Annotated in this window: 15 protein-coding genes; 3 read left to right on the top strand and 12 right to left on the bottom strand. The window is 59.3% G+C overall.

Annotated features, from left to right (window positions below):
- Positions 1-95 precede the first annotated feature (95 nt).
- The 6 genes from AB7M26_RS26370 to AB7M26_RS26345 all read right to left on the bottom strand — a co-directional run bounded on the left by AB7M26_RS26370 (position 96) and on the right by AB7M26_RS26345 (position 5,518).
- Positions 96-749, bottom strand: a complete 654-nt coding sequence (locus tag AB7M26_RS26370) for an HAD family hydrolase (RefSeq protein ID WP_123496224.1) — start codon at positions 747-749, stop codon at positions 96-98.
- Positions 750-783: 34 nt separating this feature from the next.
- Positions 784-1,773 carry an ABC transporter ATP-binding protein gene (locus AB7M26_RS26365; RefSeq protein WP_007898867.1) on the bottom strand — a complete coding sequence of 330 codons (990 nt, stop codon included), beginning with the start codon at positions 1,771-1,773 and terminating at the stop codon, positions 784-786.
- On the bottom strand, positions 1,770-2,570 hold the full coding sequence (locus tag AB7M26_RS26360) for an ABC transporter permease (protein WP_429377398.1): 801 nt from the start codon (positions 2,568-2,570) through the stop codon (positions 1,770-1,772). The genes AB7M26_RS26365 and AB7M26_RS26360 overlap by 4 nt, the downstream gene beginning before the upstream one ends.
- A complete protein-coding gene (locus AB7M26_RS26355; RefSeq protein ID WP_185022120.1) occupies positions 2,557-3,393 on the bottom strand; it encodes an ABC transporter permease in 837 nt (278 codons plus the stop codon). Before AB7M26_RS26355 ends, AB7M26_RS26360 begins: the two co-directional genes overlap by 14 nt.
- A gap of 5 nt (positions 3,394-3,398) precedes the next feature.
- Positions 3,399-4,205 carry an alkaline phosphatase family protein gene (locus tag AB7M26_RS26350; protein ID WP_123496232.1) on the bottom strand — a complete coding sequence of 269 codons (807 nt, stop codon included), beginning with the start codon at positions 4,203-4,205 and terminating at the stop codon, positions 3,399-3,401.
- A gap of 248 nt (positions 4,206-4,453) precedes the next feature.
- The gene (locus tag AB7M26_RS26345) at positions 4,454-5,518 is read right to left on the bottom strand and encodes an ABC transporter substrate-binding protein (protein ID WP_123496234.1); all 1,065 of its coding nucleotides are present in this window, start codon (positions 5,516-5,518) and stop codon (positions 4,454-4,456) included.
- Positions 5,519-5,868: 350 nt separating this feature from the next.
- Between AB7M26_RS26345 and AB7M26_RS26340 the strand changes: the two genes are divergently transcribed.
- Positions 5,869-6,582 (top strand): UTRA domain-containing protein, encoded by a 714-nt coding sequence (locus AB7M26_RS26340; protein WP_123360108.1) that lies wholly within the window; start codon positions 5,869-5,871, stop codon positions 6,580-6,582.
- A gap of 66 nt (positions 6,583-6,648) precedes the next feature.
- On the opposite strand, the gene AB7M26_RS26335 is transcribed toward AB7M26_RS26340, so the two are convergent.
- From AB7M26_RS26335 to minC, 6 genes are all read right to left on the bottom strand, one after another.
- Positions 6,649-6,825, bottom strand: coding sequence for a hypothetical protein (locus AB7M26_RS26335; RefSeq protein ID WP_007898847.1), 177 nt, complete (start codon positions 6,823-6,825; stop codon positions 6,649-6,651).
- A gap of 212 nt (positions 6,826-7,037) precedes the next feature.
- Positions 7,038-8,327, bottom strand: coding sequence for a M18 family aminopeptidase (locus tag AB7M26_RS26330; RefSeq protein ID WP_123496236.1), 1,290 nt, complete (start codon positions 8,325-8,327; stop codon positions 7,038-7,040).
- Between the two features lie 209 nt (positions 8,328-8,536).
- On the bottom strand, positions 8,537-9,172 hold the full coding sequence (locus tag AB7M26_RS26325) for an RluA family pseudouridine synthase (RefSeq protein WP_030131660.1): 636 nt from the start codon (positions 9,170-9,172) through the stop codon (positions 8,537-8,539).
- 182 nt (positions 9,173-9,354) lie between these two features.
- Positions 9,355-9,609, bottom strand: a complete 255-nt coding sequence (minE, locus tag AB7M26_RS26320; RefSeq protein WP_007898843.1) for a cell division topological specificity factor MinE — start codon at positions 9,607-9,609, stop codon at positions 9,355-9,357.
- Positions 9,609-10,421, bottom strand: coding sequence for a septum site-determining protein MinD (gene minD / locus AB7M26_RS26315; protein WP_007898841.1), 813 nt, complete (start codon positions 10,419-10,421; stop codon positions 9,609-9,611). Before minD ends, minE begins: the two co-directional genes overlap by 1 nt.
- Positions 10,422-10,622: 201 nt before the next feature.
- Positions 10,623-11,360: a septum site-determining protein MinC gene (minC, locus tag AB7M26_RS26310; protein ID WP_032830770.1), complete on the bottom strand. Its 738-nt coding sequence runs from the start codon at positions 11,358-11,360 to the stop codon at positions 10,623-10,625.
- A 118-nt stretch (positions 11,361-11,478) separates the two neighbouring features.
- Here minC and AB7M26_RS26305 point away from each other — a divergent pair, with 118 nt between their 5' ends.
- Positions 11,479-12,411 (top strand): lipid A biosynthesis lauroyl acyltransferase, encoded by a 933-nt coding sequence (locus tag AB7M26_RS26305; RefSeq protein WP_429377391.1) that lies wholly within the window; start codon positions 11,479-11,481, stop codon positions 12,409-12,411.
- 35 nt (positions 12,412-12,446) lie between these two features.
- Positions 12,447-13,619: a patatin-like phospholipase family protein gene (locus tag AB7M26_RS26300; RefSeq protein WP_123496240.1), complete on the top strand. Its 1,173-nt coding sequence runs from the start codon at positions 12,447-12,449 to the stop codon at positions 13,617-13,619.
- Positions 13,620-13,668: the final 49 nt, after the last annotated feature.

The raw sequence follows: 13,668 nt of genomic DNA, 5'->3' as shown, positions 1-13,668 counted from the left end.
GGGAGCGTGGCTTGCCCGCGATGAACGATGACGCGGTATGAAAGACACACCGCGTCGCCTGAATCGCGGGCAAGCCCGCTCCCACAGGATTTGGACTACTTCCAGATATGGATCGGCCAACCGGCCTTTTCGGCGTGCTCAAGCAGGACCGGATCCGGATTCACCACGTGTGGGAAATCCACCTTCAGCAGCAGCGGCAAATCGTTGCGTGAGTCGGAATAGAAACTCGCGCCTTCCAGGTTTTCCTCTTCGGCATCGAGCCATTCCAGCAACCGGGTGATCTTGCCTTCGCGGTAGGTCAGGGTGCCAACGGTGTGGCCGCTGTACACCCCATGCAACAGTTCCAGCTCGATGCCGAGAATCTCGTCGATGCCCAAGCGGTCAGCAATCGGCTTGACCAAATGCGTGCCCGAGGCCGAGATCACCAGGATCCGGTCGCCGGCCTTGCGGTGGGCGGCGATGGCTTTGGTGGCGTCGCTGAAAATGATCGGCTCGATGAAGTCTTCTACCCAAGGCGCGACCAAGTGCTCGACCTCTTGCGGCGTGCGACCGATCATCGGTTCCAGACTGAAGGTCATGTACTCCTCCATCCGCAACTTGCCGTGGCTGTAAGCGTCCATCAGTTCGTTGTTCTGACGCATGAACGACTCGGGATCAACCCAGCCCAGGCGACCCATTTGCTCGCTCCAGAGGGTGGCGCAGTCGCCGTGGATCAGGGTTTCGTCCAGATCAAAAATTGCCAGGGCCATCAGTGCAGTTCTCTCTTCAACATCAGCAAGGTCATCAGGCTACCTCACACAGGGCCGTCGGATCGATGGAAAGCGCCAGGCGCTGACCATCAGGATGTAAATCGGCCGCCGAACGGTTCAGCACATCCACCACCAATTCCACGCCCCGGGCTTCGACCCGATAGCGAATGACGTTGCCCAACAGGCTGTGGCTGCGAATCTGCGCGTCGAGTTCGCCGTTCAGGCTCAGTTCAATAGCTTCCGGACGAATGGCGAGGCGGTGGGTGATCGGTCGTTGCAACAGCTTGCTGGCGCTGTCGGCATCCAGCAAGTTGTAGTTACCGATGAAGCCTGCGGCAAACACATCGACTGGCGCGGTGTAGAGGGTTTCGGCATCGCCGCTTTGTACGATCTTTCCCTGATTCATCAGGAAGATTCGGTCAGACATGGTCAGGGCTTCTTCCTGATCGTGAGTGACGAAGATCGTGGTCAGACCGAGTTCGCGCTGGATCTGACGGATCTGTTCGCGCAGGTGCTTGCGAATCCGCGCGTCTAGCGCCGACAGCGGCTCATCCAGCAACAGCAACCGAGGTCGGGTCACCAGCGAGCGAGCCAGGGCGACACGCTGGCACTGGCCACCGGACAGTTGATGCGGGTAACGGGCGGCGAAGTCGTTGAGCTCCACCAGTGCCAGCACTTCGGCGACGCGCTTGTGGCTGTCGTCCGCGTTGACCTTCTGCATGCGCAAACCGAAGGCGACGTTCTGCTCCACGGTCATGTTCGGGAACAGCGCATAACTCTGGAACACCATGCCGATCCCGCGTTTTTGCGGGCTCAATGGGACGAGGTCCTGACCTTCCAGCAGGATCTTGCCGCCGTCCACCGAGGTCAGACCGGCGATGCAACGCAGCAGGGTGGACTTGCCGCAACCGGACGGGCCGAGAAGCGTGACGAATTCGCCTTTCTTGATTTCGCAGTTGATGTCGCTGAATACGGTAGTTCCAGAGTAATTTTTCTGAAGGTGTTGGACGCTGACATAGCTCATTCGCTTTTGTCCTTGTTCAAGATATTGGCCGCCCAGGTCAGAACCAGCACAAAGAAGAAGTAGGAGATCACCAGCGCACTGGTGAAGTGGCCGCTGCTGTTCCGCATATTGTTGAGGTAGACCTGCAGGGTTTCGTAGCGGGTGCCGACGAGGATGTTGGCGAACACGAACTCACCAAACAGGAACGAGAACGACAGCAGCAACGCCACCATCAGACCCTTGCGCAGGTTCGGCAGCACCACCAGGAATGCCGCTTGCCAAGTGCTGGCGCCGAGCAGTTGGGCGGAGTCCATCAGGTCGTGCAGGTTGATCGCTTGCAGGTTATTGGTGATCGCCCGGTACATGAACGGCAGCGCCACGGTGAAGTAGCAACCAATCAGAATCCACGGCGTGCCGACCATCGCGAACGGTCCCGAGCCATAGAGCTGCAACAACCCCACCGACGACACCACCGGCGGCACCGCGAAGGGCAGCAGGATCAGGATATTCATCAAAGCGTCGAGTTTCGGGAAGTGGTAATGCACCACGAACAGCAGCGGCAGAATCAGCACCACCGACAGAATCAGCGAGCCGACGCAGACCAGCAAGGACTGACCGAATGCGTCGAGAAAGCGCGGATCGCTCCACAGCTGGAGGTACCACTTGAAGGTAAAACCGCTGGGCATGATCGTCGCGGACCAACTGCTGGAGATCGAGTAGATCAATGTTCCGAGCAGCGGCAACAGCAGAATGGCAAACAACAAATACACCACCACCCGGTGGTAGATACCGACGGGGCCCAGTTCAGCGCGAGACATGGTAGCTCCTCTTCAACAGCAACTGATGCACGACGGTCACCAGGGTCATCAACGCCACGAGCACCACGGCCAAGGCGCTGGCCAGGTTCGGGTCCAGGGAAATGTCGCCGGAGACCATCGCCGCGATGCGGATCGGCAATACGTTGAAGTTGCCGGTGGTCAGGGCGTAGACCGTGGCGTATGCGCCAAGGGCGTTGGCCAGCAGAATCACGAACGTGCCCAGCAGCGCCGGGGTCAGCACCGGCAAACCGATGTGTCGCCAGAATTGCCAGCCGTTGGCACCGAGCAACGCGGCGGACTCACGCCAGTCTTCGCGCAAGGCGTCGAAAGCCGGGTAGAGCAACAGCACGCCCAAGGGAATCTGGAAGTAGGTGTAGAGAATGATCAGGCCGGTTTTCGAGTACAGGTTGAAGTCCTGAATGATCCCCGCCTGTTTCAACATGATGGTGAAGGTGCCGTTGAACCCCAGCAAAATGATGAACGCAAAGGCCAGGGGCACGCCGGCGAAGTTGCTGGTCATGTTGGCGAAGGCGTTGACGAAGTTGCGCAGTTTCGAGTCGACCCGGCGCAAGGAGTAGGCGCCGAGTACGGCGATGATGATGCCAAACACGCTGGACCAGAAACTGATCTCAAGGCTGTACTGGATCGCCTGCAGATAGAACTTCGAATTGAAGATTTTGCTGAAGTTGGCCAGGCCCCAGCCGAACTCTTCCGATTCCAGGCTGTTGATCATTACCCAGAGCAGCGGGGCGATCTGGAACACGAAGAAGAAAATCGCGAAGGGCACCAGGCACAAAGCGGCCAGCCATTTACCGCGGGTCATGGCATTCACTTGAGCAGCTCCCGGCACACAGGTTTGTCGTGGGGCACGCCCAGCAGTTCGCAGACGGTGCCGCAGATTTCGGTCTGTTTCGGCGCGGCGTTTTGGTTGAAGCTGAAGGCATCGCCGAGGACGAACAACGGCACTTCGCGTTCTTCGGGCAGCAGGCCGTTGTGCGAGCGGTCGTTGTTCATGCCGTGGTCAGCCGTCACCAGCACCTGGTAACCGGCGTCGAGCCAGCCTTGCAGGTAATCGGCAAGGATGATGTCGGCTGAGCGAGCGCTGTTGCGGTACTGCGAGGTGTCGAGGCCGTGCTTGTGCCCGGCGTCGTCGATATTCATGGGGTGGACCAATAAAAAGTTCGGCGCGTGGCGCAGGCGCAGGTTTTCCGCGTCGGCGAACAGGTGCGAGTCGGGGTAGTGGTCGCTCCAGTAGAAATGACCGTGCTGGATCGGCAGTTTGGGGTCATCGGTATGACGATCCCGGGCGGCCATGAACGGGGAACGGTTATACAACTCGCTGACCCAGTGATAGGCCGCGGCGGCGGTTTTCAGGCCGGCGTCGGTGGCGTAATGGTAGATGCTGCGCTGGTTGGACAGGCGCGAGACGTTGTTGTGAACGATACCGCTGACGATCGGCGTAACGCCGGTCAGGATGCATTCATAAAGCGGTCGGGACAGGGCCGGCAGTTCGCACTCCAGCTTGTAGAGTGCCGCGCGTCCTGCGCCAACGTAAGCCTGCAGATGCCCCATGGCATGGCGCGCGACTTCGTAATTGAGGCCGTCGAGCACGACAAGGATGACGTTGTGCTTCATAGGGGCTGGAACTCCGCAAAACAGATGATTCAAATACGCAACCAATCCCCTGTGGGAGCGGGCTTATGTGGCGAGGGGGCTTGCCTGTGGCGAGGGAGCTTGCTCCCGTTGGGCTGCGAAGCGGCCCCAAAAAAGGAACTGCTGCGCAGTTCAACGGGAGCAAGCTCCCTCGCCACAAAAGCCTCCTCACCATAAGCCCACTCCCACACTGGATCTCCATTGGGTACCCAATGTGGGGATCTACCGTGTTACGGCATATTGATAATGACTTCTTCCTGCCACTTCTGCGGCAGCGACTTGGAGGTCTTTTCCCACGCGTCGGCGTCTTTGATCGGTGTGACCTTTTTGTACTGCTCGTTAGGCAGCAGTTTGGCCTTGACCTCTTCCGGCAACTTCAGATGCTCAGCGCGGATCGGACGGGCGTTGCCTTTCGCCAGGTTGATTTGGCCGGCATCGCTGAAGATGTATTCGCGGGTCAGCTTGGCGGCGTTCGGGTTCTTCGCGTATTTGTTGATGATGGTGGTGTAACCGGAAATCACCGAGCCGTCGGATGGAATCAGCACGATGTAGTCATCCGGATTCGCCATCTTGGCCTTGTAACTCAGACCGTTGAAGTCCCAGACCACGCCGACTTCGATTTCACCCTTTTCCATGGTGGCGATCGTCGGGTTGGCCATGGACAGGCGGCCTTGCTTGGCGATGTCAGCGAACAGCAGCAGGGCTGGCTGAATGTTTTTTTCGTCACCACCGTTGGCGAGGGCGGCGGCCAGTACACCGTTGGCCGCTTGTGCCGCGGTGCTCACGTCACCGATAGAGACTTTGTACTTGCCAGTCTTGAGGTCGGCCCATTTGGTCGGCGCTTCAGAACCGTGCAGCAGCTTTTTGTTGATGATGAACGCGATGCTGCCGGTGTAGGCCAGCGCCCAGTTACCGTCCTTGTCCTTGGCCCAGTCCGGAATCTGTTCCCAGGTGGTGGGTTTGTAAGGTTGCACGACACCTTGCTTGACTGCGATCGGGCCGAACGCGGCACCGACGTCGCCGATGTCGGCCGTGGCGTTGTCTTTTTCGGCGGCGAACTTGGCGATTTCCTGGGCCGAGCTCATGTCGGTGTCGATGTGTTTCAGGCCATATTTCTTGGCCAGGTCTTCCCAGGTGCCTTTCCAGTTGGCCCAGTCATCGGGCATGCCGACGCTGTTGACTGCACCTTCCGCTTTCGCAGCGGCTTCCAGGGTTTTCAGATCATCCGCCGCCATGGCGGTGGTGCACAGGGCAATGGTCGAGCCTAACAGTGATGCCAGGAAAAACTGTTTCATCCGAAGCTCCTTTGGGCGTTTTCAACGCTGCGATTGCGGTTGTGTTGGTCTAGGTCAGCAATACCTGAGCCAATTTAGGCGGGTTGGATGACATTTTGATGTCGACGACCGGTCGGCCTGAATTCTCTGCGCTCGGATACGCGGGGTGCGAGATAAGCGTAGACCATGGCTAAAGAGCTGATATGAAAGGGACTTGGCCATAAAATTGCAGGTGTCTGGCGCAACCGTTCGGCGGCTTTGTCATCTGTCAGTCATATGCAGTGCCTAGGCTTGCAGGCAGTTGAAGGAACCGATTTGAATCACGGTTCTGCCCTGAATCAGTGCTGGTCTAGTCCAGATAGGTAACGTTGATGCGCATCGAGACCACCAAAGCGGTGACAGCCATCGGGCAGGTTCTGCAAGAACAGCTCGACCACGGTTTGTTGGCGCCCGGGAGCAAGTTGCCGGCAGAGCGCAAGCTCAGTGAGTTGTTCGGTACCACACGGATCACCGTGCGTGAGGCTTTATTGCAGCTGGAGGCCCAGGGCCAGATTTATCGCGAGGAACGGCGCGGCTGGTTCGTGTCGCCACCAAGGCTGGCTTACAACCTGATGCAGCGCAGCCACTTTCACGCGATGGTCAGTGCGCAGGGGCGAGTGCCGTCCACCGAGGTGATTTCGGCCCGTTTGCAACCGGCATCGGCGGCGGTGTGTGCCTGGTTGCAGTTGCCGGCGCTGTCGAGCGTGATTCAGATTTGCCGCTCGCGACGGATTGACGGGCGATTGGTGTTGTATGTGGAGCACTACCTGAACCCGCAGTTTTTTCCCGGGATTCTGGACTTCGATCTGAATCAGTCGATGACCGAACTGTATGCGCGGCATTACGACTTGCATTACGGGCGGGTGCGCTTCGAGATTGTGCCAACGGCGTTATCGGTGGACGCCGCGGCGGCTTTACGGGTGTCGGTGGGCAGCCCGGGGTTGCGGATTGCCCGGGTCAATTACGATCAGCATCAACGACTGATCGATTGTGACCTGGAGTTCTGGCGCCATGATGCGATTCATGTCGGGGTGGATGTGGTGTAGGACACGCATTCAACTGCACATCACTTGGCGAGCCCGTCAAAATCAATGCGAGCCAGGCGCGAGGATTTATTCGTTGAGTTTGGCGAGGATCTTGTAGATCACAGTGGCGAGGATCATCAGCATGCCAACCCACATCGCGAACACACCGGCGTTCTTGTCGCGAAAGTTGAAGCCGATGGCCAGCATGATCATCCCGGAAAGAATCGGGATCAGCATGGCGTGGAACGAAGACAACGAGATCATGGTGACAGCCTTGTCGGAGAGGGGTACTGCAAGTCTAGGCGGCTTTCGGACGAGCGGAGGTGATGCGTGTGTAGGAGTTGCCGAAGGCTGCGATCTTTTGATCTTGATTTTCAGCGCATGTGAAGACGCCAAAAGATCAAGATCAAAAGATCGCAGCCTTCGGCAGCTCCTACAGGGGGCGCGTTCATCCTGTAGGAGCTGATCTTTGAGGACTACGGCAATTCGCGGCAGGCGTAAAACGCGCTCAGCACTTTGACCAGATGCGCCAGGTCATGGCTGCCGCACAACTCACGGATCGAGTGCATGGCGAACGTCGGCAAACCGATGTCCACAGTGCGCACGCCCAGGTGGCTGGCGGTGATCGGGCCGATGGTCGAGCCGCAGCCCATGTCGCTGCGTACCACGAAGCTCTGCACCGGCACTTCTTCGGCCATGCACAAATGGCGGAAGAACCCGGCGGTTTCGCTGTTGGTGGCATAGCGCTGGTTGCTGTTGACCTTGATCACCGGGCCCGCGTTGAGTTTCGGGCCGTGGTTGGCATCGTGCTTGTCCGCATAGTTCGGGTGCATGCCGTGGGCGTTGTCGGCCGAAACCAGCAGGGATTTCTGAATGGTCCGTACGAATTCATCCCCTTCGGGCAACAGACGACGCAGGGTTTGCTCAAGCATCGGGCCGTCGGCGCCACAGGCCGAGCAGGAACCGACTTCTTCGTGATCGTTGCAGACCAGCACGCAGGTTTCGTCGGTTTCGGTCGTCAGCAAAGCTTGCAGGCCGGCGTAGCACGACAGCAAGTTATCGAGGCGCGCACCCGCAATGAAGTCGCCATGCAGGCCAATGACCGCTGCGCTTTGGGTGTCGTAGAAGCTCAGCTCGTAATCGAGCACTACGTCAGCGTTCAGGCCGTGTTCACGGGCCAGTTGATCGGTGAGCACGGCGCGGAAGTCCACGCGCTCGTCACCGGCGAATTGCGCGAGGATCGGCGGCAGTTCGGTCTGGGCATTGATCGCCCAGCCCATATTGGCTTCACGGTTGAGGTGAATGGCCAGGTTCGGGATGATCGCGATCGGTGCCTTGAAGTCGATCAACTGGCTCTCGACCTTGCCGTCGCGGCGGAAGGTTACGCGACCGGCCAGAGACAGATCACGGTCGAACCACGGTGCCAGCAGTGCACCGCCATAGACTTCGACACCCAGTTGCCAGAAGCCCTGGCGTTGCAGTTCCGGCTGGGGTTTGACCCGCAGGCATGGGCTATCGGTGTGCGCGCCGACCAGTCGGATGCCGCCGTGCAAGGGCGAATGACGGCCCATTTTGAACGCGACGATCGAAGAGTCATTACGGGTGACGTAGTAACGACCATGGGCTTCAGTGGTCCATGGCTCACGTTCGTCGAGGCGCATGAAACCGGCCGCTTCCAGGCGCTGGACAAGACTGGCAGTGGCATGGAACGGGGTAGGGGAGGCCTTGAGGAAGTCGATCAGGCCTTGGTTCAACTCTTCGCGCATAAGTAGCTCCAGACAGCAGTGGCGCCAGTTTAACGTATTGGTCACAGAATTGGCGGAGGACTGCTGCGGGTGCTACGAGTTTACGTCTTCAGCAGAACCCTGTGGGAGCGGGCTTGCCCGCGATGGCGGCGGGTCAGGCAACATCCATGCTGGCTGTGCCGACCTCATCGCGGGCAAGCCCGCTCCCACAGTTTTTATTGCATTGGCAGTCAGAACGGTGCAGGGCACTCGAAGCGCAGGCGTTCGCCCGTCTGGGGATGAGTGAAGCTGAGCATGCTGGCGTGCAAACAAAGTCGTGGCCAGGCAGCCAAGGCTTGCTCATGGGCGTAGAGCCCGTCACCCAACAGTGGGTGGCCGATGGAGAGCATGTGCACGCGCAACTGGTGAGAGCGGCCGGTGATCGGCGTCAGTTCGACGCGGCACCAGTCGCCACAACGCTCCAGCACACGCCAGAAGGTCAAGGCGTGCTTGCCAAATTCGTGGTCCACCACATGGCGTGGCTTGGTCGGCGGGTCGTAGCGCAGGGGCAGGTCGATGCTGCCACTGTCCAGTTCCGGTTGTCCCCAGCACAGGGCGGTGTAGGCTTTTTCGGTTTCGCGGTCGTGAAATTGCCGAGACAGCTCGCGATGAGTGTCCGGGTCACGGGCCAACAGAATGATACCGGACGTTTCCCAGTCCAGACGATGGACGATTCGCGCTTCCGGGTAGCCGTTTTCTTGCAGGCGCGTAATCAGGCAGTCCTTGTTGTCATCGGCCCGGCCGGGGACGGAGAGCAACAGGGTCGGTTTGTCCACCACCAGTACGGCGGCGTCCTGATGAATGATGCGGATGTTGGACAACGGCATTAAAACAGCCTCGTAACAAACGCCAACGGCGGCTCAGGCCCCGCGCCCTGTAGGAGCGAAGCTTGCTCGCGAATGCGTCAACTCGGTCTATCAGATAGACCGAGTTGCCTGTGTTCGCGAGCAAGCTTCGCTCCTACAGATGGCTGGAGAGCCTGAGCCGCCGTGGCTCCCGCCGGATCGACTCAGCGATCTGGCAGGGTGATATTGAGTTCCAGGATCGAGCAACTGCCCTGGTTTTCCAGAGCGACGTGCACGTCATCGGACCCGATATTGACGTACTTGCGGATCACTTCCACCAGTTCCTTCTGCAAGGCTGGCAGGTAATCCGGCGTACTGCGCTGGCCGCGTTCATGCGCCACGATGATCTGTAGACGCTCTTTCGCTACCGACGCGGTGCTGACCTTTTTACTGGCACGAAAGAAGTCAAAAAGGTTCATTACCTACCTCCAAAAAGTCGCTCGAAGAATCCCTTCTTCTCGACATCGAGGAAACGATGGTCCACGGTTTTACCCAGCAGGCGATCAACGGCATCGCTGTACGCCTGACCGGCGTCGCTCTGATCGTCGAGAATCACAGGTACGCCCTGGTTGGAGGCCTTGAGGACGGCTTGCGACTCCGGAATCACGCCTAGCAGGGTTACTGCGAGGATTTCCTTGACGTCTTCGACGCCGAGCATTTCACCGTTACTCACGCGTGTCGGGTTGTAGCGGGTCAGCAACAAGTGTTCCTTGATCGGGTCTTCGCCGTTTTCGGCACGACGGGACTTGCTGGCCAGCAGGCCCAGCATGCGGTCCGAGTCACGTACGGAGGAGACTTCCGGGTTGGTCACTACAATCGCTTCATCAGCGAAGTACATGGCCAGGTGGGCGCCTTTCTCGATGCCCGCCGGAGAGTCGCAGACCACGAATTCGAAGTCTTCCTTGAGCTGCATCAGGACCTTTTCGACGCCTTCGACAGTCAGCGCGTCTTTATCGCGAGTCTGACTGGCGGCCAGTACGTAGAGGTTTTCCAGACGCTTGTCTTTGATCAGAGCCTGTTGCAGGTTGGCTTCGCCGTTGACCACGTTGACGAAGTCATACACCACGCGGCGCTCGCAACCCATGATCAGGTCGAGGTTACGCAAGCCGACGTCGAAGTCGACGATAACTGTTTTGTGACCGCGCAGAGCGAGGCCGGTACCGATAGCGGCGCTGGTGGTGGTCTTACCCACACCACCCTTGCCGGATGTAACCACGAGAATCTTGGCCAAGGTGTTTTACCCCTAAGGAAAAAGGACGTTTAGCCCCTGAAAAACATCTCTTGAAAAACTACTGCAGTCGGACAGCCTTGGCTGGAATCCGGTTCTGAGCGGCGTTTACCCCCGGTAAACACTGCTTTTGGCCTTTTTCCTACTTCGTTTGAGCCGTTTTCGCTACGTTTTAGAGATGCTTGGAAAATGCGGCAGTATCCGTTAAAGCCGAATGATGTTCAACACGTCGCCCGACAGGCTGACTTGTACGCCCGCGCCCCACAATGGATCACGACGCAGATCTTCGGAAACCTTGTAGTGGCCAGCGATGGAGACCAGTTCAGCGGTCATTTGCTGACAGAAAATCCTGGCTTTCGTGTCACCTTTGACGCCGGCCAAGACACGACCGCGCATCGCGCCGTATACATGGATGTTCCCATCGGCGAGAAGTTCCGCCCCCGGGCTGACCGACGAAATCACCACCAAATCGCAACCCTGGGCATAAATCTGCTGGCCACCGCGTACGGGCGACGTGATGATTTTGGTCGGTTTAATGGTCGGTTCCGGTGGTTTTTCCGGTTTTTTCGCAACAGTGCCTTCGTGCGGGTCGAGCGGGCGCTCACGGGCGCCGGACGGCGGCAGCACCGGCAGATCGACGGCGATGGCGGCGGCAATGTCTTCAATGCGGCTGGCACGGATCGCCAGGGTGCGCAGGCCATGCTGGCGGCAGATGCGCATCAGCCCCGGCAGATCGACCGAGGCTTCGCTGGCCGGAAGTTTGTCCAGGGCCAGGACCAGCGGCGCATTGCTGAAGAAGTTTGGCGCCTGGGCGACCTTGGCGGCCAGTTGTCGATCAAGGTTCTCAAGGTCGTTACGGGCCAGTTCCAGCACCGTAATGGCAAGCATGCTGCCCTTCAACTGGAACACGGGATCTTGGTCTAGCGGTTCGGTTTGGCTCATGGTCGGCATACAACGGCTTGTCACTAAAAGTGCCGAGACTTATAACGAGAACGCCCGCAGGCCGCAAGCCGGGTCGAACGATGTAGAATGCGCGGCCACTGTCTTGACGGAACCTTTAATGGATCGCCCGCGTTTTCGAACAGCATTTCTTTCTCCACGTTTCTGGCCGCTGTGGTGTGGCTTGGGGCTGTTGTGGCTGATTGTGCAGTTGCCATATCCGGCGTTGCTGTCGGTCGGTCGCGTCTTGGGTGCCTTGATGTATCGAGTGGCCGGCGACCGACGGCGCATTGCCAAGCGCAATCTTGAGCTGTGTTTCCCTGAAAAGTCCGCTGCCGAGCGCAAGCGTCTGCTCAAGGAAAACTTCGCCTCCACCGGCATCGCCTTCTTCGAGATGGCCATGAGCTGGTGGTGGTCGCGCAAGCGTCTGGCGAAACTGGCCCATGTCGAAGGCCTGGAGCATTTGAAGCAGGCCCAACGCGACGGCAAGGGCGTGATTCTGATGGCCGTGCATTTCACCACGCTTGAGATCGGCGCGGCGCTGCTCGGTCAGCAGCACACCATCGATGGCATGTACCGCGAACACAAGAATCCGCTGTTCGACTACATCCAGCGTCTTGGTCGCGAGCGGCACAACCTCGACTCGCTGGCGGTGGAGCGTGACGACGTGCGCGGCATGCTCAAACTGCTGCGGGCAGGTCGAGCGATCTGGTACGCACCGGATCAGGACTACGGCGCCAAGCAAAGTATCTTCGTGCCGTTGTTCGGGGTTCAGGCGGCGACCGTCACCGCCACCAGCAAGTTTGCGCGACTGGGCAAGGCATTGGTCGTGCCATTCACTCAACAACGCCTGGCGGACGGCAGTGGTTATCGGTTGGTGATTCATGCGCCGCTCGAGGGCTTTCCCGGCGAGACGGAAGAGGCTGACTGCATTCGTATCAACCAGTGGGTCGAAAGTGCTTTGCGCGAATGTCCGGAGCAATACCTCTGGGCACATCGCCGCTTCAAGACCCGTCCACCGGGCGAGGCGAAGCTGTACGCCAAACGCGGTTGAGTCACCGATCCCTTTAAGCACCATGGAGTGTTGCGATGAGTTCTGCTGAACCGGTTACAGGGTTGATACTTTCCGGCGGCGGGGCTCGGGCGGCTTATCAGGTGGGCGTGCTGGCGGCGATTGCCGAGCTGCTACCGGTAGGCGCGGCGAATCCGTTTCCGGTGATCGTCGGTACTTCGGCTGGCGCGATCAACGCGGTCAGCCTGGCCAGTGGGGCAATGGACTTTCGCGGCGCGATTCAGCGTCTGACTGCCTTCTGGCAAGGTTTCCGCAGTCATCTGGTATTGCGCAGCGACTGGCCGGGGGTGATCCATCAAGCCACCCGTTTTGTCAGTCACAATCTGATGGGCATTGGCGCCCCGGTGCCAGTGGCCCTGCTCAACAGCTCGCCGCTGCGCGGTTTACTCAACGAAAAACTGCACATGCCCGGAATTGCCGAGGCCATTGCGCAAAAGCAATTGAAGGCGGTGGCGGTCACGGCGTTTGGCTACGAGTCCGGCCAGGCCGTCACGTTTTATCAGGGTGGCGGCACCATCGAATCCTGGTTGCGCCATCGACGAATCGGCGTGCCGACACAATTGAGCGTCGACCATTTGCTGGCCAGTTCGGCGATTCCGTTGTTGTTTGCGCCGGTGAAAATCGGCGAAGAGTATTTCGGCGATGGCGCGGTGCGTCAATCGGCACCGATCAGCCCGGCCCTGCACCTGGGTGCCAGCCGCGTGCTGGTGGTGGGTGTCAGCGGCAACCCGCGCGGGGTCGACCCGCAACAGCCGCTGCAACGCGCCTACACAGGTCAGCAGCCGACCCTGGCGCAAATCGGCGGGCACATGCTCAACAGTACGTTCATTGACAGCCTGGAAAGTGACATCGAGTTGCTGCAGCGTCTGAATCAGTTCAGCCATCTGCTGCCCGACGGCGCGCCGAGTCGGGCATTGGGAGCAGCGCCGGTGGAGGTGCTGGTGATTTCGCCGAGTCAGCCGATCGATGAAATTGCGGCGCGGCATCGCCAGGAATTGCCGGCGGCCTTGCGTCTGTTTTTGCGCGGGCCGGGGGCGACCAAGACCAGCGGGGCAGGGGTATTGAGTTATCTGCTGTTCGAGGCGGGGTATTGCAGCGAATTGATCGATCTGGGGCGGCGCGATGCGTTGGCCAAGCGGGATGAGTTGTGCCGGTTTTTGGGATTGGTGGAGCCTGCGGTTCCGGCTTGAATCGGCGGTGCGGCTATCGCGGGCAAGCCACGCTCCCACAGGTTTTGTG

The sequence above is a fragment of the Pseudomonas sp. F-14 TE3482 genome (assembly GCF_053629455.1).
This window is presented reverse-complemented; position numbering and strand designations above follow the sequence as displayed.